Genomic DNA, 22,372 nt, shown 5'->3' with positions numbered 1-22,372 from the left:
ATACTTCCTGCTGCAATGAGGTGGCATTTTGCGTATACAGCACTATTTACCTTAAATTAAGTAGCTGTCAGTAATGGAAAAATCCGCAAAGAAAGCAACATTTATATGCCGGTATGCAGCACTCAGGTGGCAGGCGTGATGAAATATAATTTAAGCACCTGGATAATCTTCTCTTCCAGGGCGGGTTCTGGCGGTGGGTGATTGCCAGCTATTAGGCTGACACCCCCAGGTGCCTGTAAATCATAATACAGTTCCACATCATCGATCAAAACAGCTACCTGGGTTTTCCAGGGAATTTTGCGGACCATTACAATACGGGTTACCCCGTTGAGGGTAAAGGTAAAAGACATACTTCTCATGGTGGCTAGGATTTGGACCATACATAGCAAACTCGTATAATAGGCTATCAAAGAAGAGAGGGGAACAATAGTTGTTCAACTTAAATTACTATTGTGAATTATCATTTCAAAAAAGTATGTTATTCCCTAATAAATGAAGATCATCCGAAAAAAAATGCGATTTGCTTTATTTTATAATTCAAATATCAAATGTTTTGCTGACACAAGTGTAAACGCTTTGTTAATTAGAACTCCATATTTTAACCAGCCAGAGCGGCGGAGTTGGTGTGTGATAATATATTAATCACATTAATAGGTATGTACCGGTTGGATAAGATATTTAAATATAAAATCCATTATATACTAAAAGGAGAAAGGAAGACACGCTCAGGCGGTCTTCCTTTAACAAACAAAGGTTTCGATAACATCGAAATAATGATTTCCGTTTAGCGTCTATCTACTAGTATAGACTATTACGTTTTACTGTCCGTGTTTTAATTCTGAGATCTTATTAAAAGCAATTACTATACCATCGTAACAAAAACCTTCGCTGCATAAATTTTCGGGTAGATAGTGGAAGGAAAAACAACAAAAGTTGTGGAATTTTTTCTACATTTACTTAAACGTTCTTTCAAGCTCCGACCCTAACCGCTGGCTGGATTGATATTTGAAGTTACCTCCCCAAAACTGCCAGCTCCTAACTATTTCGAGAAACGAAGAGAAACAATGGCCAGGGTGTGTGACCGAAAATTATGTATTATGAACAAAACCTTGCTTTTTATCACTTCTTACCCAACACGCCAGTGCGGGATTGCCACATTTGCCCAGGATTTGGTGAATGCAATGCATAAAACCTTTGCCGGACAATTAAAGATAGAAATTTGTGCCCTGTTGGAACCAGGTGTACCAGTGGTGTATGAATCTCCGGTACGCTACACACTAAATGCACACAATGCAGAAAGTTGTGTTGAAATGGCCCATACAATTAATGCAAATCCTGACATAGACATTGTTTGTATAGAACACGAATTTGGATTATATGGTGGCGATTATGGCCATCACCTGCTAGGCCTTTTGTCCTTGTTGGATAAACCCTTTATCGTACGCTTCCATACAGTGCTCCCCAACCCGGATCAGAAATGCCTGAAAACAGTGAGTCTTATCGGTGCCCTAGCATCGAAAGTGACGGTTATGACCCAAACTTCGGCCGATATACTTATTGGAACCTACCATCTCCCTGCAGAAAAGATAGTACACATTCCGCATGGAACTCACGCCCATATTATTTCAGACAGAGAGACGGTGAAGAAACGTTTAGGTCTCCAAGGGAAAAAAGTGCTTTCCACCTTTGGCCTGCTGAGTGAAAATAAGGGGCTGGAAACGGGCATACGTGCTATGAAAAAAATTGCGGCTCAATTTCCTGATGCAGTATATCTTATTCTTGGTAAAACGCATCCTACTATCCTTGCCCGTGAGGGGGAGCGCTATCGCGAACGACTGCAAGACTTAATCAAGGAAAGTGGTCTGGAAAACCAGGTGCGTTTTGTGAACAGTTACTTAACACTGGAAAACCTGCTGGACTACCTGGCTATCACCGACATTTATTTATTTACATCGATTGATCCAGACCAGGCAGTAAGTGGCACCTTTGTTTACGCCATGAGCGCCGGCTGCCCGGTAATTGCTACCTCCTTTGTACAGGCCAGGGAAATGCTGGACGAAAGCTGCGGATTTCTTATTGACTTTAATAATCATGAGCAACTGGCTACCGCTGCTATTAAGCTGCTGGGCGATGATGCCCTACGCGCTTCCATGCGTAAGCAAGCCATTGAAAAAACTAGACCATCCATCTGGGAAAATGTAGCTTTGGCGCACATGGCCATGTACCAGGACATACAACGGGAAAAGCAGGTAATGATGCCTAATCTACCTCCTGTATACTTGGACCATGCAGACCGCCTTACCGACGAATTTGGGATGATACAGTTTGCCAAATTCGATGTGCCCGATCCTTCTTCTGGCTATACGCTGGATGATAACGCCCGTGCACTTATCACCATGTGCATGTATTCTAAATATTTTGAAACTAACCGTTATGTTCTAAATTTGGCGCATAAATACCTGAATTTCATTGGTTTTTGTCAACAGCCAGATTTCCGCTTCCTGAATTATGTGGATGTAAACCACCAGTTTACTGGTGATAATGAGGGATGTAACCTGGAGGATAGTAATGGGCGGGCCGTATGGGCTCTAGGTTACTTGATGTCGCAATACCAGCACTTACCTACTTCTCTTGTAAAACAGGCTTATTTATATATACGTAATTGCTTTACCTGGATAGAAAGCCTCAATAGTCCTAGAGCTATTGCTTTTGCAATCAAAGGTTTGCATTATTATCTTCAGTATGAGCGCTCCCGTACGGTAGTCGGCTTGTTGAGCAAGCTTGCCACCCGACTGCAAAAATTCTATACCAATGCGCATGATGATCAATGGAAGTGGTACGAACCTTGTCTTACCTACGGAAATGCTGTACTGCCGGAAGCGATGATGATGGCGTGGATGATTACAGGTAAAGCTGCTTATAAACACATTGCAGAACAAAGTTTTGAATTCCTATGCAGTAAAACGTTCCGGGAACGTTATATGAAAGTTATTAACAACCGCAATTGGTTTCATCAGCATGGGGTAGACCATAGTTCAGAAGGAGGAGAACAACCAATCGAGATTGCATACACCATGTTCACCTTACAAACTTTCTATGATGCCACGGCAAATGCCGCTTATCTGGAAAAGATGCGTATCGCTTTTAGCTGGTACCTTGGTAACAATCATCTGAGGCAAGTTATATACAATCCATTGACTTACGGATGTTATGATGGGTTGGAAACAAGTAGTGTGAACCAAAATCAGGGTGCTGAGTCTACCGTATGCTATTTAATGGCCCGTTTATTAATGGAACAATGGAATAAGCAAATATATGTTGCATCAAAAAATACCGAGGCAAGACCACCACTATATCTCAGCCTTAACTAATCATAGCGAAAAGAGTGAGTCTATCTTGATCATCGATGATGAACAAGATATTTGTCGGCTTTTGCAATTGAGCTTAGTAAGACATGGTTACCAGGTGAGATATGTAAACAGTTTGTCGGAAGGATTGAAATGCTTGAAAGATCAAAAGCCAGATATATTATTCCTGGATATTAACTTACCGGATGGTTCAGGATTAGATGCACTTCCCGGTATTAAAAAACAATGTCCCAACCTACCGGTCATTACCATTAGCGCATATGATACCGGTCCAGAAAGGCAACAGGCACTAGCCACAGGTGCTTCTTATTTCCTTGCTAAACCATTCAGTGTAAAGAACCTGGATGAATTGATCAACAACATTAAAAGTTAATTAACTCCAAAGTATATATTCGTTCATTTAATGGCCATCGCCAATTATGTAAATTATGAAGAACATTCTTATCATTGATGATGAAATAAACATCTGCACTTTACTCAGCAAATTTTTAAGCAAGCATGGGTTTAGGGTGGATACTACTATGTCTGGTGCTACTGCACTGAAAATGATGAAAGAAAAAACGTATGATCTGGCACTGTGCGACTACCGGCTAAAGGACACCGATGGCGCGCAATTATTGCAGGATATCCGCGTATTGAGTCCGCAAACAATTGTGATTATTATTACAGGATATACGGATGTACGCGTGGCGGTGGAAATGGTGAAAAACGGCGCTTACGATTACATTTCTAAACCTTTATATCCGGATGAGATACTCAATCTTATTCATAAAGCATTTGTTCATCAGGAATCAGTGAAAGAGCAGTATGGTAACAACCTTCCCCCGCTACCAGGTAGTGTACCATTGAAAACAAATGCTCCAGCGGCAGCAGCTGCATCCGTTACTGGGCATTCCGGGACTGATGTCAAGGAGCCGGCTTCAGAAGCGCTGGACCACCGTCGTGATGAAAAGTATGTTTATGGAGACAGTAGTTCTGCCAAAGAATTGTATCGCCAAATAAATCTAGTGGCACCAACTGATTACAGTGTTATTATCTTTGGTGAGACAGGTACTGGTAAGGAATCTGTGGCGCAACTTATTCATCAGCATAGCAAACGCAGGGGGCAGCCTTTTGTGGCGCTGGATTGCGGGAGCCTATCCAAAGAGCTGGCTGCCAGCGAGCTTTTTGGCCATGAGAAAGGATCTTTCACGGGTGCTATTAACACCAAGATAGGTGCGTTTGAACAAGCTCAGGGCGGCACTTTATTCTTGGATGAAATTGCAAATCTTTCCTATGAAATACAGGTGGCACTATTGCGCGTTGTACAGGAAAAACAAATTCGTCGTGTAGGCAGTATGAAAGAAATTCCTATTGATGTGCGCATCATCGTAGCGTCGAACGAAAAACTGTCAGAATCTGTACAGAAAGGACGTTTCAGGGAAGATTTGTTTCACCGGTTCAATGAGTTTACGATTTACATTCCGCCATTGCGCGAACGTTATGAGGATATACAATTGTTTGTAACCGCATTTGTGCGCCAGGTGGAAAAAGAATTGCAAAAACAAACAGGCCATATTTCACCAGAAGTATGGGAATGTTTTAAGAAATACAATTGGCCTGGCAATATCCGTGAATTAAAGAACGTGATTCGTCGCGCCTGCCTGCTCACTCCACAGGGCGAAGAAATTACCATGAGTACCCTGCCTTTGGAAATGAAAGAGTCTTTCACCCAACATTTTGTAGAAGACCAGGTAGAAGAATTGGTGCAGATGGCTAAGGATAACGACTTAAAAACGGTAGCACTTCAGGCAGAGTATAATAAGATTATTAATGTACTTAAAGAAGTGAAATACAACAAAACCAAGGCGGCCCAACTGCTCAATATTGACCGTAAAACGTTGTATAACAAACTCCGTTTGCTTAACATCAACTACTAAGCATTTACTTGTATACTGATACATCCCCTGTTGCTACTGTTGGTAACAGGGGATGTATTGTAAGTAGGCTATTGGTCATGAACCGGGAAAGAAATCTGGAATGTAGTACCCTTACCTTCTTCGCTTTCTACATGAACAGCGCCTTTGTGATTGATAATGATATTCTGGGTGCTGGTAAGCCCCAGGCCGGTGCCTTTAGGTTTATTTGTAAAGAAAGGATCAAAAAGACGGGCCTTGTTAGCTTCCGGAATGCCGGCGCCGTTGTCGGTGATGGTAATGTATACTTTATCACCGTGAAGTTCTGTGGCCACGGAAAGAATGCCTTTCCCTGGTGTCATGGCCTCAATGGCATTAATCACAATATTTAGTAATGCAATGAGAATTTTTTCTTCATCAACCATTACGAGGGCATCGCTTAGCATGAAGTTCTGGTGAACCATAATTTCATTTAGCTGCAAACGGTCGGCCGCCTGTTGCAGGGTTTTTTTCACCAGGTCATTGACAATATAATATTGCATATTCATTTCGCTCATACGCGTGCTGTGCAGCAGTTCCGTAATAAGCTGGTTAATGCGGGTACAATTGCGCTCAATAATATCCACATACAGCAGATTTTCATCGTAGGTGGGCAATTCTCCCTGTTTAAACTGGCTGACGGCCAGTAGTATATTAGTAAGGGGATTGCGAACCTCATGTGCTATGACGCGGGCAATGCGGCCAGTAATGGCAAATTTCTCCTGTTGAGAGCGTTCTAGTTCTTTTTGCTTTTTATCGGTGATGTCTTGTGCTACACAGAGAAATGTTTGCTCCTGCTCATCCAGCATAACACCATTAGCCAGCACAATAAGTTTTTTTCCAAGCCGGGTACTAAAGTTATATTCTACCTGCCCAGTTATACTTTCATCGCCAATGTGGGCCATGAAAAAATTGCTCTGGTCGGAGTGGAGAAATAAGGATTGCAGATTCATTTGCAATAAATCTTCTTTGCTGTATTCCAGCACACGCAGGGCGGCGGGGTTGGCATCGATGATTTGCTTGTTACGGTCTGCCAGCAGGATAAGGTCGTGCGCCTTTTCAAAAACCCCGTAGTATTTTTTCTCGCTGCTTTCCAGGGTGCGCAGGTGATTAAATTCGTCCAGTGCATAACGCACAGAGCGTTCCAGCATGGCCGGACTAATCTCTCCTTTTACCAGATAATCGCTGGCACCCGCCTCCATTGCTTCTTTATCGATGTTGTAATCGCCTTTGCCGGTTAGCATAATTACCGGGGCTTTATAATGAAGCTGCTGGAAATGATGCAGGATATCGATCCCGGTGTATGGTCCCAGGCGATAATCGATCAGATAAATATCGTGTCGTTTTTGTTCAATCTCTTCCAGGCCTTTGGCATAAGTGGAGGCCCATTCAATATTGTATTGTGCGGGTGAGATGTCCTGAAGTAGTTCACTCACGAGGAAAAAATCGTCCTCGTCGTCATCTACCATTAAGATATGGATCGGTTTGTCTGTCATATGGAATTATTCGGTAATTGAGCAATTGCAATAAGGATGCTAATCTTTTATGGCAGGTATTATTTAAGCATATACAGATTGTTTCAATGGCAATAATATTTCAAAACGTGCGCCTTCTCCCAGTGTACCAAAGGCCTGGATAGCTCCTTGATGGCCTTCTACGATCTTCTTGCAAATAGCAAGCCCAATGCCGGTGCCGGCATATTCGCTCACGCCGTGTAGGCGCTGGAAAAGCAAGAAAATGCGTTCTGCATATTCCTGTTCAAACCCGATCCCGTTGTCTTCCACGCTGATGCTGTAGTAATCTTCCTGCGGACTGAGGTTTTTCATTAAGTTTTGCAAATCCCTACCCCGCACTATTTTGCAAGTGATGTTTACTGCCAGCGGGCGGTTGGGGGCGGCAAATTTAATGGCGTTGCTCAGCAAATTAAAGAAGAGCTGGTGCAAGGCCGTGGCTTGGCCAGAAAGCGTAGGGAGGTGGTCACAGTGAATGCTTACATTTTTTTCCTGAATGGCCAGTTCCAGGTCGCTCTTCACTTCTTGTAATATTTGGTTGAAATCTACTTGCGAAAAATTCGCTGGCGACAAGCGTCCTGCCCGCGAAAATGCGAGGAGATCATTAATTAAAATCCGCATACGGCTCACGGCGCTGTGCATGCGGCCTAATAGTTCCAGCCCGTCTGTAGGTAACAGAGGGCCATATTTCCCCTGCAGCCGGTCGCTGAAGGTAGCTATTTTGCGTAAGGGCTCTTGCAAGTCGTGAGAGGCTACATAGGCAAATTGTTCTAACTCCTGGTTAGAGGTAGCAAGTAGCGTGATATGTTGCTGGAGTTCGTGCTGGTATTGTTTAAGACGGTCGTCGATATGAAGTTGTAGCCGGTATTCTTTATTCAGCAACACGAAGGCATACACGCAGATAATGATGGCCAGCAGAGAGGTCACAAAAATCACAGGTAGCCACAGGGAAGAGAAAAAATTAAACAGTGCCGATTTTTCAGCTAGCTGCTGATTTTCGCGATACTCCATATCGCGGATCTTACTCTCAATGCGCCCGCTGTCTTTATTAATTAGATAATTCACCTGGCTTTTCCCTTTGAGGGTGTCTGTCCGGGTATTTAGTAAGAGTTGTGTGTATTTGGTGTATAACAAATCTTTTAACGTGTCCAAGTGGTGCTGCTGCGCGGTATCTTTCGCCGTTAAATGGTGCAATTGCCTATATTGATTTTCAATCCCGGTGATACGTTCCTGCAAGCTCGGATGCAGGAAATTAGAATCGCGCGTAATGCTAAAGCACGCTATAGCAGCTTGCGCCTCCTTCAATTCGGCATGAATAACTTCTAAGCGCTTGGAGATTTCTATAGAGCGATTGAGCCGGATTGCGTTGTTGGTCAAGTTAATGGCAATTAAATAAGAAGAAATAGCCGCTCCAACCATGATGGTGAAAGCAATATAAAACCCCAGTTTAATTTTTTTATGGACAGCAGAATGCATTCCTTTATTCTTTTTGAACAGCGCATTACCAAATTACCAATTTAAAGGCAGAAATGAATTCTGATAGATGAATTTGCTGCGAATACTTTCATTTTTGGCTACCAATGGCTTTTTCCGTGGATATCTTTCTACAATTTTAGCCTTGTTAGTGGCCTTCTACTGATGCGTGCTACGTGGAATGAACTTTGTCTTTTAAGTTGTAAAGGACAACTTACTATAGCAATAGTTCCACCGTTTACCATGATGCGCTCTTTTATATTGCTCACGTTTTAAATTTATTTTTATGGAATCGATCCTACAACCCGGTCATGATCCGGAACAACCAATGACGCCACAACCGCAGCAGCCCGATATTCAACCACCTATCCAGCCACCAGCTCCGCAGCCATTGCCTATGCAGCCCGGCTTGCCGAATGAAGTGCCTGATCACGATATTAAACGTACACCCAGTAGCCCGAATGACGAAGATAATGCGCTGGCAGATGAAAAGTTGGGACCAACCCAAGATTACAATCCACAAGGGAGGTTACTTAAAGACCGTTTCCCTTTCCCTAACATTCGGTATTAAGCACCTTTTAAAGTAAAATTTTTTAATGGAGGCGAAGTCACTAACGGATAATCATGATCCTGTGGCCCTGGCACATACGGCAAAATTGCGTTATGTTCGGGGCAACCAACCAGGTTTCACACGCGTGATGCGCGCCTCCGGAATTCGCTATCTGGACACACACGGAGCTGTAATTAAAGATGAAAACACCTTGCACCGCATTGGTGGGCTGGTACTGCCGCCAGCCTGGAAGCAGGTGTGGATATGCCCGTATGCTAATGGTCATTTGCAGGCTACCGGCATAGACGCTGCAGGCCGTAAGCAATACCGCTATCATATGCGTTGGGCCGAGGTGCGCAGTGAAACCAAGTATCACCGGCTCCTGCATTTTGGTGAAATACTACCGCAGCTTCGCAAACAGTTGAAACATGCGTTGCATCATCACCAATTGGATAAAGAAAAGGTAATTGCTATTGCGATCAGTGTAATGGAGGAAACATTGATTCGTGTTGGTAATAACGCGTATGAAAAATTATATGGATCGCATGGACTCACTACCCTGCACAATAATCACGTAACTTTCCAGGGCAGTATAGCATTTTTTAATTTTAAAGGTAAAAAAGGGGTGCAGCATAAAATTGCGTTAAAACATTCCTCCCTTACAAGGCTACTGCGAAGAGTGAAGGATATTCCCGGGCAGGACTTGTTCCAATATTATTGCGAAAATGGAGAACATCGCTGCCTGGATAGCGGTGATATAAATGAATTTCTACGTACTCATACCGGGGAGGATTTCAGCGCCAAAGACTTCCGTACCTGGGCCGGCACATTACATGCTCTCAATTTGCTGGCAGACCTGGAACCATTTCATACTGCCAGTGAATGCAAACGCAATGTGTTATTTATCATAGATGGGGTGGCTGCTAAGCTGGGCAATACCCGTGCAGTAAGCAAAAAATATTACATCCATCCCCAACTGATTAGCAGTTATGAAGAGGGATTGCTAAATCCTTACCTGGAATTTCTAAGATTACAGCGTAATAGATCTGATAAGGGAGCTTTTCATAATGATGAGAAAGTATTACTTCAATTTTTGAAAGACCTGGTAAGAAATAAAAAAAACAGGCGAAAACTTATTTCGAACTAAGCTCAATATGGCACAAAACGGATGATATATCCGCTATTAGGCGATGGAAGATTGCAATCCTTTTAACCAAATAACAGCTGATCTTCCCGGTCTTCCACAGGTATTTTTTGCATAAACTCATCAAACCCAGCCTCATCATGGGTACTGTAGGTCCCATATGCGTCTAATAAATAGCTTTTATCGCCATCCTTGTCTTCCAGTAGGTACAAAATAGAAGAATCAGACGGATCGGACTCGCCTTCAAAACGGTATGTTTTAATGATGGTTAATTCGTCCGGGTTGTATATTTTCTGGGTATCTGCAGATTGCATCCTGCCATGGTCACTCATTTTCAATTCATGGTCGAAGCCATTTTTACGCATCTTTTCCATTACGGCAGAAAGTGTGGTCATTATACCTGGTTTGTATGCTTCCATAAAGTATGATTTTAAAAGAATGAACCCAACAATTATGCCACCCCATGGCATGCTGTTTGGAATAAAAATTCACCTAAACGTTTTAACTATGAGAGCAATATGGTCTGGCACCATCGGCTTCGGGCTGGTGAACATTCCCATCAAATTGTACAGTGCCGTTTCCGAAAGTCGACTGGACCTTGACATGCTAGATAAGCGGGATCATGCGCATATAAAATTTCACCGTGTTAATGAAAATACAGGAAAGGAAGTACCCTGGGAAAACATTGTGAAAGGGTATCTCTATAATGATGAATATGTAATCCTGGAAGATGAAGATTTTGAGCAGGCTGCTCCTAAGAAAAGTAAAATGATTGAAATAGAATCTTTCGCAGATCAAGGTGATATCGATGATATTTATTATGATACGCCTTATTTTATAGAGCCGGAAAAATCGGGGGCCAAAGCCTACGAATTATTGTTGCAGACGCTGGAGAAAACTGGGAAGGTGGGCCTTGCCCGGTTTGTATTACGCAGTACTGAACACCTGGCCGTACTAAGGCCCCGCGAAAATCATTTGTTGTTGCAGCAACTACGCTTTGATGAAGACGTGCGCAAACCAGATGAATTAAGCCTCCCCGACGGCGCTACTAAAATTGGGAAAAAAGAATTGGATATGGCCATTGCATTAGTTAAACAATACAGCGCTCCCTTTGATATAGCCCAATACAAAAATGAATACCGCGCGGAACTGTTGAAAATAGTGAAAGCCAAGGCCAGCGGTAAGAAGCCGGTGGTGAAAAAACTAAAGATCGTTCACACCAGCAGCAACGATTTGCTGAGCCAGTTGAAGGCCAGCATTGGCAGCGCCCGCAACACATCTAGGGGCGCAACTACTACCCGCAAGCGCGCTTCCTAGTTGTGGAATAGTGTTTGCGTCCTTTCTTTAAAGCAGATGCTATGAGAAAATATGTTCCGGGAAAAATGGCCTCTTCCATGATATTACTAGTGCTGGCTGGTGGTGCGGTGGCATGGATGATATGGTCATTGCGTAAAAAGAATTCTACACAATACGATGCAGATCTGGCGGAAGAACATTTAAAACATACCGGCCAGGATAGCGGATGGAGCCGTTGGGGACAACATCAATATACCAGTCCGGCTGGCGGACTAGGCGCTGCCTCTCATTAAAATTATTAAATAGGTTTGGGAAATAATGTTAGTACACTGCGGTGTTACAATAGCCATCCCATGATCAGGCATGCCAGTACAATTACAGGACCCGGTATTTTGGTGAAGCTAAGTAACAGCAATACACAGGCTGGTATGATAAGATTGTACCATAGCATGGGTTTGGCAATGGCTAGCAGCAGAATTAAGGTGGCTGCCCACATCACGCCTACCACTACCGCATTGATCCCCTCCAAGGCGCGGTAGATGATCACATGTTTCTTTAAATTCTGCCAGATAGGGAAAAAGAAAAGTACCAGCAGCAAGCTGGGTAAAAAGATAGCTATAGGTGCCAACATGCAACCCAGCAGCTGGAAGCCCGGCCCCATGCTGCGCATCACCATGCCGCCCACATAAGCGGAAATTGAAAAAGTGGGACCTGGCAATGCCCGCATGATGCCTGCGCCCGTAAGCAATTCCTCAGCATTGAGGAACTGTGTTTTGCCCCGGGATACATATTGTTCCAACATCATGGCAATTAATACGTCGCCGCCTCCAAATACCAGGCTGCCAAAGCGGTAAAAGTTTTCAAATAGATTAAAAGGCCTACGGGTAAGCCATTCATGCGTGCGCGCATATTCAGACATCACCCCCGCCAAGACAAATAGTAGTACAAACAACCAGATGTTAGTCCATTGTATTTTCTTTGGCCTTTCGTCGAAGTCAGGGATACGCTTATTACTGAAATTGGAGATCAGCCCACCCAGCAGGATCAGACAAGGGAAAGTCCAGGGCGAGCGCAGGAAAAACATGATCAGCATACTTATGGCCATGATCATCAAAGTGGCTAGGCTGCCAATGCTGATGCGGTAAGCCCGTACGCTGCCATAAGCCAGGAAGCCCACCGCCATAGGCTGTACGTACTTAAAAATATCGATGGAAAGCGCCCGCTTGTCGAAATATTGCAGCAGAAAACTTAAAGCCCCCATCATCACACAGGCAGGCGTAATCCAGATCAGCAAGGTAATAACAGCCAGTGGAACCCCTCCACGCTTATAACCAATGAGGGTGAGCGTCTGGCTGGAGGAAGCACCCGGCAGTAACTGGCAAAAAGCATTGTATTCCATCAACTCTTCGGGGGTAACATCCTTACGTTGCTGTACAAATGTTTTCATCATCATCGCTAAGTGACCTTGTGGGCCACCATAAGCGGTGATGCTGTGGAAAAAAACGGCTTTTAAAAAGGACGTATGACGATGGAACACTTAGGTTAGTTATGCCGGCTGCCAATAATTTGGTTTGCCATGTAAAAATAGGGCATAATCCTTGCAACTAATTGATAAGTTTTTCCCTTCGTTAAATATCCGCCTGTATTTAAGATAAATCCAAACCGGCTCTGATGAAATGCATACTCCTGGCTTTGATATTATGCTTACCTATTATTACAAATGCACAGCATGGGGGTTATAATAGCGATACTGGCTGGTCTCGTTTTTCCATGCAGGACACAGTGCCACAGCCTGGAGCGAACGACACCTGCCTGGTTTTTGTTAGCAACCGTCATTTCCTGCGCGACAGCCTGCGCTTTCTGGATGAATATGTGGATACCTCTCATTTAAATTATTTTTTCCTCCGCAAACAGGGGCCCCAATGGCAGGTATTTCAAACCACTTCTCTCAGCGATGCCATGGAACTATTGCCCATCCGGCGCGACATCGTTGTGTATGCCGAAGGGATGGGGAAAATTTTTACGAACAACGTGGAGCGTGCCTACCTGATGACTACACAATATGGGGTAAATGTGGTAATGTTTGATTATTCATCGATCAACACCACTTTTAAGCCGGCTAAAAATTTTAAGTTTGCCAGGACCAATGCCCGCATTTCGGCAGGCCAATATTTTACACTGATGAAAGATTTCCAGGCTGCCCGCGAAGCAAATGCTCCCTGGATTTCGGGAGAAAGGTTAACCTTGTTTTTTCACAGTATGGGCAACATCATCCTGCGACAAATGATGCTGACACAACATTATACGGCGTTAAACAGTTATCCATTTGTAGATAATGTAGTCATCAACGCGGCCTGTGTGCCACAACGCGATCATATCGCCTGGGTGAAAGATATCCGTTTTGCCGGTAACATCTACATTCATTACAACAAAAATGATATTCAGTTAAAGGGCGCTCACCTGCTTACCTTCCAGGACCAGTTGGGCGAAAAAATACACCAACGCGCACCCAATGCGCACTACATTAATTTCCACGATTACGTTGGTTGGAAACATAGTTATTTTCTAAATTTCCCTTTTAGTAAATTCCAACTTAGCGACGACATGAAAATGTATTTTAGCGCGTTGCTCCGTGGCAATGCAGTATCCATGCTGCCAGGCAAAAACACCGCCCCGTTGCTCACCAGTAAAGCCAGCACGGGAAGAGATTGATTAAATTCCACTTAATACATATCAAAAAAAATCCGCTGACAACAGCGGATTTTTTTATGGGCATACTGAAAACATTTTATTTTTTGAGGCCAATTTCCCGCAGTCTTTCGTCCAGGTATTCGCCGGCAGTAATGGGGGCATAAGCCAGCGGATGGTCTGCATCTACACAGCTTTCCAGGCAATCCAGCTTCACAGTAGACTTAGGGTGCAGGAAGAAAGGAATAGAGTAGCGAGAGGTATTCCATTTTTCCCGAGGAGGATTCACCACGCGATGGGTGGTACTCTTCATGCGGTTATTGGTAAGGCGTTGTAGCATGTCGCCTACATTCACCACGATCTGCTCCGGCAGCGAGGTTACGGGTACCCAATGGTTATTTTTATCCAGTATTTGTAATCCATCTGCGGAAGCGCCTACCAACAGCGTGATAAGGTTAATATCTTCATGCTGTTCTGCGCGAATGGCAGATGCTGGCTCCTGGGTGATGGGTGGGTAGTGAATGGCACGCAGGATAGAATTGCCGTTATGTACCTTATCATCGAAATAAAATTCATCGAGCCCCAGGTAAATGGCAATCGCTTGTAGCAGCGCTTTACCAGACGTTTCAAAACCCCGGAAGGCCTGGAAAAAAGTAGGGCTGAACGATGGAACTTCTGCTACCTGCACATTATTCGGGTACTCTTTTGCCACAGGATCGTTGTCTTCTACGGTTTGTCCAAACTGGAAAAATTCCTTCAGGTCTGGCGCATCAAAGCCTTTTGCATGTTCCTTCCCAAAGGAGGTGTAGCCGCGTTGTCCGGCCAGTGCAGGTATTTCATACCGGCGCTTGGTTTCGTAGGGAAGCGCAAAAAAGTCCTGTACATACTTGTAAAGATCTGCGATGAGCTGATCAGCGATGCCATGATTCTTTACGGCTACAAAACCTACTGTTTCATAAGCCTCTCCAAGCTGTGCCACGAAGGCGGCCTTGCGTTGCGCATTGCCGGAAGTAAAGTCCGACAGATCTATCGATGGGATGGAATGTTGATGTGCCATATTGCATGAAAAGTTACCGGGCTAAGATAGCGAAAAGTTAATACTACGCATGCGCAACCTACTGAAAATACCCAGCCTCCCAAGTGGAGATATCCATAAAAGCATACCGGTTTACCCGGTTAATAGACAGCTCATCCAGCAAGTCCACGGCATTTTTATAATTAGATTGTGTGGTGGGTTTAATGAGTACCATCAATTCTCCTGGCTTACCGGCAGCAGCCAGCAGTGCCTGTTTGCGGCGAATGACTGATCCTATGCCACTGGCCTCTGCGTAAGTGGTGGTGTGAATGTCCTGCGGGTGTGGGGCAGTTTCTTCGCCATTGCTTTCATAAAAAGCGATACGACTGTCTGGCCCCAGCAAAACAGTAAGGGCCTTGCTGGCGCTCAGGGGCATTTGCTGGCCATCGTTTGCCGGCATAATCAGGTTCGTCACACGGGCTTTGGCCAGGGAAGTAGTAAGCATGAAAAAAGTAATAAGCAGAAATCCCAGGTCTACCATGGGAGTCATATCTACCCGGGTAGATAGTTTTTTGCTGCGCTGCCCGCCGCCCCGCGCATGGGTTTGGGTATTAGTATTCATTTCAGCCATGACCATAACGTTTTAAAAGTATACGAAATATATTTGGATGAAAAGCGCTTTCTGATCATAAGACGCGAAGAGGTCATTTTTCCATAGACGGAGAGAAGAATAACAAAAAAGCCGTTTCCGGTTTTAGCAGAAGCGGCTTTTTTATAATCTTATTTAGATCAAAAACTAAAACTCGGCACTCTTTGGCGTTCTTGGGAAAGGAATTACATCGCGGATGTTGGTCATGCCGGTTACAAAGAGCATGAGGCGCTCAAAACCAAGTCCAAAGCCAGCATGTGGACAGGCACCAAAACGGCGGGTATCCAGGTACCACGACATTTCTTCTACCGGCAGGTGCATTTCTTCCATGCGTTTTACCAGCTTTTCATAGTTTTCTTCCCGTTGGGAACCGCCCACCATTTCACCGATGCCGGGAAACAAAATATCCATAGCTCTCACTGTTTTACCATCCTCATTCTGCTTCATATAAAAGGCTTTGATAGCTGCGGGGTAATCTGTTAAGATCACTGGTTTTTTAAAGTGTTTTTCTACGAGATAACGTTCATGCTCACTCTGAAGATCAGCGCCCCATTCTTCAATGATATAGCTAAACTTTTTATTCTTATTGGGTTTGCTGTTTTTCAGGATCTCAATCGCCTCTGTGTAGGTGAGTTTTTGAAACTCATTGTTCAGTACAAATTCCAACTTTTCGATCAGGCCCATATCGCTACGTTCTGCCTGTGGTTTCTGTTTTTCTTCCTCCTCCTGTCGGGTAGCCAGAAAATCCAGGTCTTCCCGGTTGTTTTCCAGCACATAGCCAATCACAGATTTCACGAAAGCCTCTGCCAGCGCCATGTTGTCTTCCAGGTCGTAGAAAGCCATTTCTGGCTCAATCATCCAGAACTCTGCAAGGTGGCGGGTGGTATTAGAATTTTCGGCCCGGAAAGTAGGGCCAAAGGTGTAGATGTCTCCGAAAGCCATGGCTGCCAGTTCACCCTCCAACTGACCGGAAACGGTAAGATTGGTGGCGCGGCCAAAAAAATCTTCCGAGTAGTCGATGTTGCCATCTACATCCAGGGGCGGGTTCATCGGGTCAAGGGTAGACACGCGGAACATCTCGCCGGCCCCTTCTGCATCGGAGGCAGTGATGATAGGAGTATGCAGGTATACAAAGTTACGTTCGTTAAAAAATTTATGCACGGCAAACGCCAGGCTATGACGTACGCGGAATATTGCGCCGAAAGTATTAGTACGGAAACGCAGGTGGGCAATTTCCCGCAGGTATTCCAGGCTGGGCCTGTTTTTTAATTGTAGTGGGTACTTTTCCGGGTCGCAGTCGCCCAGTATTTCTAGGGTAGCTACCTTTAGCTCCACGCGCTGACCTTTGCCCAGGGAAGGGATGATCTCTCCGCTTAGGCTGATGGCGGCACCGGTGGTGATGCGCTTCAGCAATGACGCATCCAAACTGTCCAGCGCAAGTACTGCCTGCAGATTATTATTTGTAGAGCCGTCGTTCACTGCAATAAACTGGTTGTTACGGAAGCTCCGCACCCAACCTTTTACTATTACCGCGTAATGAGTCCTGTCATCGGCCAGGATCTGTTTTACTTTCACTCTTTGGCTCATAAAATAAATGTTTGATTTTAATTGATGGATTGCAAAAATAATTGTTCTCCAGCAATAGTGTAACGGAATCCACTATCTGTTAAAAAATAGATAAAGTTAGTGTAAGCACATGTATGGCAGGGTAAGGCCCGTATTTTTGATCAGATATTTATTTTAGATTTGTGCTATTAATACCACGAATTCAGTGAACGTTCGAAGGATATTTACTACAAATTTATATTATTATAATATATAAATTGCTTGCCAGCGAACCCATACGGTAATTGTTATCGGTTTTTTTTTGGTGAATTATAAAAGTTGTCTTAATGTTGCAAATACAACCTGTCTGATAAGTCACCTTTTCGTTCCATCTTCATCAGCAGTTCCTGCTTCACTCCCTACCAAAAAGTCGTAACCAAAGCATTTATTGGACACAGAATATTTTGATACCGGAGAGCATGGTATGCAATAGTACCCGCCTTAATGATACTTCAAAAATTTAGACAACACAGATGATGTATGACATCTTACAATTGAACGATATGATCGTTCCGGAGTTGCTTGATATTGCCGAAAAGCTAGAAATTACCAGCCCGAAAAAAGTAGAAAAACAAGACCTTATTTATAAAATTCTCGATAAACAAGCAGTTATGGCCTCAGAAACAAATGCCAATAATGGGGAAGAAAAGAAAGCGCGTAAGCGGAAAGTTGTAAAGAAAGAAGATGAACTACCCCTGAGCGTGCATGAAGAATATTCCCAAGCTGAAGAAAAGCCTAAGCGTGGCCGCAAGCCTGCCCCTAAAAAGGAAGAAGAAGCGCCTGCTCCCCCCAAGCCCAAATCCAAACTTCTCGAATTAGATCTTGATATTCCTTCTCTTACTTTCGATGATGATGATGATATTATCCTACCTGCATTTACAGAGGATGAACAAGCAGCCAAAGCCGCTATAGTAGAGCGTGAGCAAGAACCACAGAGTGAACCGGTCGTGGAAGATGAAGACGAGATAGAGGAAGAAGAAGAGGATGATGACGATTTCGTAATGCCCGATGAAGTGGCCATTGTGCCGCAGAAATTGCAACGTTTCGCGCCCAAGAAGGAATTGCCTTTCAATGTGGAATTCGACGGTGTTATTATTAGCGAAGGTGTACTGGAAATGATGCCCGATGGTTACGGTTTCCTCCGCTCTTCAGATTATAACTACCTGAGTTCCCCGGACGATATTTATGTATCGCCTTCTCAAATAAAATTATTTGGCCTTAAAACAGGCGATTCTGTAAAAGGATCTGTTCGTCCGCCCAAAGAAGGTGAAAAATATTTTGCCTTACTGAAGGTTGAAACCATTAACAATAAACAGCCCGAAGAAGTACGCGATCGCGTACCATTCGACTACTTAACGCCGCTATTCCCCTTTGAAAAAATGCGCCTGACCACCACCGCCAACAATTATTCCATGCGGGTGATGGATCTCTTTACGCCTATTGGCAAAGGCCAGCGCGGACTGATTGTGGCACAACCCAAAGTAGGTAAGACCATGCTATTAAAGGAAGTGGCCAATGCCATTGCCAGCAATCACCCTGAAGTATACCTTATGGTGGTGCTTATTGACGAGCGCCCGGAAGAGGTGACCGATATGGAACGCAGTGTGAGAGCAGAAGTAATTGCCTCCACTTTCGACGAACCAGCCGAAAAGCATGTGAAGGTGTCTGCCATCGCTTTGCAGAAAGCCAAACGCCTGGTAGAGTGCGGACACGACGTAGTGATCCTGCTCGATTCTATTACCCGCCTGGCACGCGCACACAATACTGTTGCCCCTGCATCCGGTAAGGTATTGAGCGGTGGTGTGGAAGCTAATGCTATGCAGAAACCCAAACAATTCTTCGGCGCTGCCCGTAAAATTGAAAATGGAGGTTCTCTTACTATCCTGGCTACCGCCCTGATTGATACAGGCTCTAAAATGGATGAAGTAATCTTTGAAGAATTTAAAGGTACTGGTAATATGGAACTGGCCCTGGATCGCAAACTGGCTAACCGCCGGGTGTTCCCAGCCATCGACGTAACCGCATCCTCTACCCGTCGGGATGACCTGTTGTTAGATAAGGACGTACTACAACGCATGTACATCCTCCGCAAACATCTGGCGGATATGAATACCGAAGAGTCGATGAACTTCCTGTTGCAACACATGAGAGGCACCCGCAATAATGAAGAATTCCTGATCTCCATGAATGGATAATTTTCATGTATTATATTGAAAAGCCCGCTGGTCAATGATCAGCGGGCTTTTTTATGCAAGTAGCTGGCAATAAAGATAAACCCATGGGAAGCCGGCAACGGAGATTATTAAAAAATTATTACTTCCATTTGCTCATGAATTCTTTCCTTCGCCTGTCTGTCATGTCCAGCCGGATATTATTAGGCAGCACCACCTGTGTCTTATCTGCACTAAGTTGCAGCACAGCTTTGAGGTTTACTGTTTGGGTATTGTTGATCTGAAAAAAAGGCATATTGCCCAGTAAGTCAAGGTAATAACGGAAGGGCCGCTCCACCGTAACCGGTGCGCCTTTGCGCAAATGGAAAATGCACTGCTCCTGGCCCGCTTCGAGGTATAATATTTCGTCCATTGTTGTCATTATTTCACTGGTTGCGCTGGGTAGTACCAGTTGCCAATGTTCCTGCCTGCCCTGGAGAAAATTCTCCATCAGTACCTTGTACCGTTGTTTGCTTACCTGGCCGCTGATGCGCTGCTGTACCGTGTTTACGGCCTGTAGCAAGCTTTCTTTATCAATAGGTTTTAGGATAAGCTCTACTTCACTAAAACGGATGGTATGCACAAATTTTTTTTCAAAGGCCGTTACAAAAATGGCTTCAAAATTTATATCATCCAGGCCTTGTAGTACTTCAAACCCGGTGCCATCGGGCATTTCAAGATCCAGGAAAACGAGGTCGGGCTGGTATTCCTTTATTTTTACTATGCCTTCGGCACAGTCATTGGCCAACGCCAGTACCTCCACATTAGGGCAATATCTTTCCAGCATCAGGGCAATGATGTCCCTGCTGTTTCGTTCGTCGTCAATGATAATGGCCTTGATCATAAAAATCTATAGTTGTGGTATCAGCACGCGCACCATGGTACCACTGTGCTGCTGATCTTGTGTGGCTTTGTCAATGATTTCTATCTGAATGCCAGTGTTAAACATTTTATTGAGCAACTCGGCCCGGTTAAAACTTATCTCCATACCAGACGATTGATGGCTTTTGGGTAAGGTGCGTAATGCCTTGGTTTTTTCAATACCTATACCATTGTCTTCAATAGTACATTCCAGCACATCAGCAGCCGTTTGCCGGAAGCTGATCATCAGATGCCCTATTGGCTGAAAACTGTTGTTCATGCCGTGCTTCACAGCATTTTCAACGTAAGGCTGAAGTAGCATGGAAGGAACTTCTAATTCTGCAATTGCCAGGTCTGGATCTACCTGAATTTCAAATTCCATTTTATGCTCAAAACGCATTTTTTCCAAGCCAAGGTATGTATTGAGGTACGTAATCTCGTCCGTGAGTGCAATAAAATTACGGCGGGAAAAGTCTAAAGTCTTTCGTATAAGATAAGAAAAATCTGACAAATATTTTTGGGCCAGCTCAAAATCACGCTGCATTACAAACAGTTGTATAGAATTAAGGCAATTAAAAATAAAGTGAGGATTAATTTGAGCCCGTATGGCCTTCAGCTCTATTTCCGCCAGTTTTTTACCATATTCAAAATCGCTCTGGATTTTACGTTGTTCTTCCAGTTCTTGTTTTTTACGGAGTATTTCAGTGGTCTGTTCTTTCACCAATTCCTCCAGTTGCTCATTGAGTTTGCGTTGCAGTTCCTTGTTTTTATTCAGCTGTTTAATGAGCATTTCTTGGGTTTTGGTACGCTCCTGGTGTACTAGCTTGTTGCGGTAGCTTAGTCCCGCCAGGAAGAACATAGCTTGCAACAGCATGCCTACCACAATGATATAGGAAGGAGTTGTTAGCTGGGCAGTGCCGCTATAGAAGCCATTTTCTCCCAGGTGCGTGGTAAAGGCGTATAGGGAGGAAGCATTCAGCGAAACGGCGCCAAACACGAAAAAGCGTATGAGAGGATGATGTTTGGAGCGGCGGGTTAATATGATGAATACACTGATAGAAGGAAGCAGGCTGGCCAGAAACACATAACCATATAACCGGTAGGAAATATGATAAAAGCCCTGGGCAATGAAGCCCACGCATACCAGCGTTATGCAGACAATCAGAAAACTTACCACCTTAAAAACCCGTTCCAGAAATGGAAAACGCTCGCGCAGGTTTAGGAAGGCATTCCCAAAAAGTAGGTACATGAAATAAAAGCAGAACAGTAGCGCCGGTACATCCCAATAATATTTCAGGGAGGGCCAGGGATAAAACCAGGACAGTTGGTAGGGTTTGTTATCCAGCCGCAGGGCAAAATAAAAAATAAGCCCCAGGATATATGCTGCAAAGTATAAGTAGGAACGGTCTGGAAGCTGAATGTAGTTGATGATGGCGGTGATGAGAAATATCAATAACATGCCCAGTAGCACCAGGATAAACACAGCTTGGTGCTGGTAAAACACCTGTTTGTTTTGCTCAAAATGCGCCAGCGTAAGGTCATTGAAGGCTACGGGCATAAGAGCATGTTCTGCCAGATTGCGGTTAAGAATGCGCAGGTAAAAGGTGCGGGTGGCTCCGCCTGGTACTTCGGCCAGAAAGCCGTAATGATGCCAGCGGTCTTTACTATTGTCCACCATAAAACCCGTTGTCATCAAATGTTGTGGAGGATTAATTCCATCCTGGGCATACCATTCCATCTGATCATGCCAACCAGCAAATACCGTAACATGACCGGTTACGGATGCAGTATTGCGTATACGCAAATACATCCATACATTATGCGTATGGTTGTTGTACAAAGTATCCGGATGGAAAATGCGGGGATTCTTTATAAAAAGTTCAAGGGGCAGTTTGGATGAGACCAGCGTATAGCCGGCGTCATCGAAGCTAAAAATATAAGGACGGAGGTCCAGTTGTGCAGGGGGGGCAGACAGGTCTAGCGCAAGTGTATCACTTGCCGCCATGGGGGAGGCCTGAAGCTGGCCAGCCACTAGAAGATAAGTAAGGAGCGCGATGATTCGATTCAC

The 22,372-nt window shown here is 44.3% G+C and carries 19 protein-coding genes; 9 read left to right on the top strand and 10 right to left on the bottom strand.

Going from position 1 to position 22,372, the window contains the following annotated elements:
* Positions 1 to 122 precede the first annotated feature (122 nt).
* Positions 123 to 359, bottom strand: a complete 237-nt coding sequence (locus GA0116948_RS17980; RefSeq protein ID WP_123891859.1) for a hypothetical protein — start codon at positions 357 to 359, stop codon at positions 123 to 125.
* Positions 360 to 1,097: 738 nt separating this feature from the next.
* On the opposite strand from GA0116948_RS17980, the gene GA0116948_RS17975 reads away from it, so the two are divergent.
* The 3 genes from GA0116948_RS17975 to GA0116948_RS17965 are packed head-to-tail and all read left to right on the top strand — an operon-like array spanning position 1,098 to position 5,287.
* On the top strand, positions 1,098 to 3,371 hold the full coding sequence (locus GA0116948_RS17975) for a glycosyltransferase (RefSeq protein WP_165798525.1): 2,274 nt from the start codon (positions 1,098 to 1,100) through the stop codon (positions 3,369 to 3,371).
* A gap of 25 nt (positions 3,372 to 3,396) precedes the next feature.
* Complete coding sequence (locus tag GA0116948_RS17970; protein ID WP_240619250.1) at positions 3,397 to 3,741, top strand: response regulator; 345 nt, start codon at positions 3,397 to 3,399, stop codon at positions 3,739 to 3,741.
* Between the two features lie 55 nt (positions 3,742 to 3,796).
* On the top strand, positions 3,797 to 5,287 hold the full coding sequence (locus tag GA0116948_RS17965; protein ID WP_089714771.1) for a sigma-54-dependent transcriptional regulator: 1,491 nt from the start codon (positions 3,797 to 3,799) through the stop codon (positions 5,285 to 5,287).
* A gap of 68 nt (positions 5,288 to 5,355) precedes the next feature.
* On the opposite strand, the gene GA0116948_RS17960 is transcribed toward GA0116948_RS17965, so the two are convergent.
* Positions 5,356 to 6,798, bottom strand: coding sequence for a hybrid sensor histidine kinase/response regulator (locus tag GA0116948_RS17960; protein WP_089714768.1), 1,443 nt, complete (start codon positions 6,796 to 6,798; stop codon positions 5,356 to 5,358).
* A 63-nt stretch (positions 6,799 to 6,861) separates the two neighbouring features.
* On the bottom strand, positions 6,862 to 8,289 hold the full coding sequence (locus tag GA0116948_RS17955) for an ATP-binding protein (protein WP_089714767.1): 1,428 nt from the start codon (positions 8,287 to 8,289) through the stop codon (positions 6,862 to 6,864).
* Between the two features lie 283 nt (positions 8,290 to 8,572).
* On the opposite strand from GA0116948_RS17955, the gene GA0116948_RS17950 reads away from it, so the two are divergent.
* Complete coding sequence (locus GA0116948_RS17950; protein ID WP_089714766.1) at positions 8,573 to 8,857, top strand: hypothetical protein; 285 nt, start codon at positions 8,573 to 8,575, stop codon at positions 8,855 to 8,857.
* A gap of 25 nt (positions 8,858 to 8,882) precedes the next feature.
* Positions 8,883 to 9,983: a DNA topoisomerase IB gene (locus GA0116948_RS17945; protein ID WP_089714765.1), complete on the top strand. Its 1,101-nt coding sequence runs from the start codon at positions 8,883 to 8,885 to the stop codon at positions 9,981 to 9,983.
* Positions 9,984 to 10,045: 62 nt separating this feature from the next.
* Here GA0116948_RS17945 and GA0116948_RS17940 read toward each other — a convergent pair whose 3' ends face one another.
* Positions 10,046 to 10,399 carry a hypothetical protein gene (locus tag GA0116948_RS17940; protein WP_089714764.1) on the bottom strand — a complete coding sequence of 118 codons (354 nt, stop codon included), beginning with the start codon at positions 10,397 to 10,399 and terminating at the stop codon, positions 10,046 to 10,048.
* 88 nt (positions 10,400 to 10,487) lie between these two features.
* On the opposite strand from GA0116948_RS17940, the gene ku reads away from it, so the two are divergent.
* Positions 10,488 to 11,297, top strand: coding sequence for a non-homologous end joining protein Ku (gene ku, locus GA0116948_RS17935; protein ID WP_089714881.1), 810 nt, complete (start codon positions 10,488 to 10,490; stop codon positions 11,295 to 11,297).
* Between the two features lie 41 nt (positions 11,298 to 11,338).
* Positions 11,339 to 11,569 (top strand): hypothetical protein, encoded by a 231-nt coding sequence (locus tag GA0116948_RS17930; protein ID WP_123891857.1) that lies wholly within the window; start codon positions 11,339 to 11,341, stop codon positions 11,567 to 11,569.
* 44 nt (positions 11,570 to 11,613) lie between these two features.
* Here the strand turns inward: GA0116948_RS17930 and chrA are convergent, their stop codons facing one another.
* The gene (gene chrA / locus GA0116948_RS17925) at positions 11,614 to 12,813 is read right to left on the bottom strand and encodes a chromate efflux transporter (RefSeq protein WP_089714761.1); all 1,200 of its coding nucleotides are present in this window, start codon (positions 12,811 to 12,813) and stop codon (positions 11,614 to 11,616) included.
* Between the two features lie 134 nt (positions 12,814 to 12,947).
* Between chrA and GA0116948_RS17920 the strand changes: the two genes are divergently transcribed.
* The gene (locus GA0116948_RS17920) at positions 12,948 to 13,988 is read left to right on the top strand and encodes an alpha/beta hydrolase (RefSeq protein WP_089714759.1); all 1,041 of its coding nucleotides are present in this window, start codon (positions 12,948 to 12,950) and stop codon (positions 13,986 to 13,988) included.
* A 76-nt stretch (positions 13,989 to 14,064) separates the two neighbouring features.
* Here the strand turns inward: GA0116948_RS17920 and GA0116948_RS17915 are convergent, their stop codons facing one another.
* From GA0116948_RS17915 to asnS, 3 genes are all read right to left on the bottom strand, one after another.
* On the bottom strand, positions 14,065 to 15,021 hold the full coding sequence (locus GA0116948_RS17915) for an isopenicillin N synthase family dioxygenase (RefSeq protein WP_089714757.1): 957 nt from the start codon (positions 15,019 to 15,021) through the stop codon (positions 14,065 to 14,067).
* A gap of 58 nt (positions 15,022 to 15,079) precedes the next feature.
* Positions 15,080 to 15,610: an ExbD/TolR family protein gene (locus GA0116948_RS17910; protein WP_089714879.1), complete on the bottom strand. Its 531-nt coding sequence runs from the start codon at positions 15,608 to 15,610 to the stop codon at positions 15,080 to 15,082.
* A gap of 165 nt (positions 15,611 to 15,775) precedes the next feature.
* A complete protein-coding gene (gene asnS / locus GA0116948_RS17905) occupies positions 15,776 to 17,215 on the bottom strand; it encodes an asparagine--tRNA ligase (RefSeq protein ID WP_089714754.1) in 1,440 nt (479 codons plus the stop codon).
* 494 nt (positions 17,216 to 17,709) lie between these two features.
* Here asnS and rho point away from each other — a divergent pair, with 494 nt between their 5' ends.
* Positions 17,710 to 19,428, top strand: coding sequence for a transcription termination factor Rho (gene rho, locus GA0116948_RS17900; RefSeq protein ID WP_089714751.1), 1,719 nt, complete (start codon positions 17,710 to 17,712; stop codon positions 19,426 to 19,428).
* A 118-nt stretch (positions 19,429 to 19,546) separates the two neighbouring features.
* Here rho and GA0116948_RS17895 read toward each other — a convergent pair whose 3' ends face one another.
* Together GA0116948_RS17895 and GA0116948_RS17890 are read right to left on the bottom strand one after the other, a co-directional pair.
* Complete coding sequence (locus GA0116948_RS17895) at positions 19,547 to 20,287, bottom strand: LytR/AlgR family response regulator transcription factor (protein WP_089714748.1); 741 nt, start codon at positions 20,285 to 20,287, stop codon at positions 19,547 to 19,549.
* Positions 20,288 to 20,293: 6 nt separating this feature from the next.
* Complete coding sequence (locus tag GA0116948_RS17890; protein WP_123891856.1) at positions 20,294 to 22,372, bottom strand: histidine kinase; 2,079 nt, start codon at positions 22,370 to 22,372, stop codon at positions 20,294 to 20,296.

The organism is Chitinophaga costaii (assembly GCF_900094705.1).
GTDB lineage: Bacteria > Bacteroidota > Bacteroidia > Chitinophagales > Chitinophagaceae > Chitinophaga > Chitinophaga costaii.
This window is presented reverse-complemented; position numbering and strand designations above follow the sequence as displayed.

What these genes read in the sequence shown, in the direction of transcription:
- GA0116948_RS17975 (WP_165798525.1), top strand. Translation starts at nt 1,098, where the DNA reads ATGAACAAAACCTTGCTTTTTATCACTTCTTACCCAACACGCCAGTGC.
- GA0116948_RS17945 (WP_089714765.1), top strand. Translation starts at nt 8,883, where the DNA reads ATGGAGGCGAAGTCACTAACGGATAATCATGATCCTGTGGCCCTGGCA.
- asnS (WP_089714754.1), bottom strand. Translation starts at nt 17,215, where the DNA reads ATGAGCCAAAGAGTGAAAGTAAAACAGATCCTGGCCGATGACAGGACT.
- GA0116948_RS17910 (WP_089714879.1), bottom strand. Translation starts at nt 15,610, where the DNA reads ATGGCTGAAATGAATACTAATACCCAAACCCATGCGCGGGGCGGCGGG.
- GA0116948_RS17920 (WP_089714759.1), top strand. Translation starts at nt 12,948, where the DNA reads ATGAAATGCATACTCCTGGCTTTGATATTATGCTTACCTATTATTACA.
- GA0116948_RS17895 (WP_089714748.1), bottom strand. Translation starts at nt 20,287, where the DNA reads ATGATCAAGGCCATTATCATTGACGACGAACGAAACAGCAGGGACATC.
- GA0116948_RS17980 (WP_123891859.1), bottom strand. Translation starts at nt 359, where the DNA reads ATGAGAAGTATGTCTTTTACCTTTACCCTCAACGGGGTAACCCGTATT.
- GA0116948_RS17915 (WP_089714757.1), bottom strand. Translation starts at nt 15,021, where the DNA reads ATGGCACATCAACATTCCATCCCATCGATAGATCTGTCGGACTTTACT.
- GA0116948_RS17955 (WP_089714767.1), bottom strand. Translation starts at nt 8,289, where the DNA reads ATGCATTCTGCTGTCCATAAAAAAATTAAACTGGGGTTTTATATTGCT.
- rho (WP_089714751.1), top strand. Translation starts at nt 17,710, where the DNA reads ATGTATGACATCTTACAATTGAACGATATGATCGTTCCGGAGTTGCTT.
- ku (WP_089714881.1), top strand. Translation starts at nt 10,488, where the DNA reads ATGAGAGCAATATGGTCTGGCACCATCGGCTTCGGGCTGGTGAACATT.
- GA0116948_RS17965 (WP_089714771.1), top strand. Translation starts at nt 3,797, where the DNA reads ATGAAGAACATTCTTATCATTGATGATGAAATAAACATCTGCACTTTA.
- GA0116948_RS17950 (WP_089714766.1), top strand. Translation starts at nt 8,573, where the DNA reads ATGGAATCGATCCTACAACCCGGTCATGATCCGGAACAACCAATGACG.
- GA0116948_RS17940 (WP_089714764.1), bottom strand. Translation starts at nt 10,399, where the DNA reads ATGGAAGCATACAAACCAGGTATAATGACCACACTTTCTGCCGTAATG.
- GA0116948_RS17960 (WP_089714768.1), bottom strand. Translation starts at nt 6,798, where the DNA reads ATGACAGACAAACCGATCCATATCTTAATGGTAGATGACGACGAGGAC.
- GA0116948_RS17930 (WP_123891857.1), top strand. Translation starts at nt 11,339, where the DNA reads ATGAGAAAATATGTTCCGGGAAAAATGGCCTCTTCCATGATATTACTA.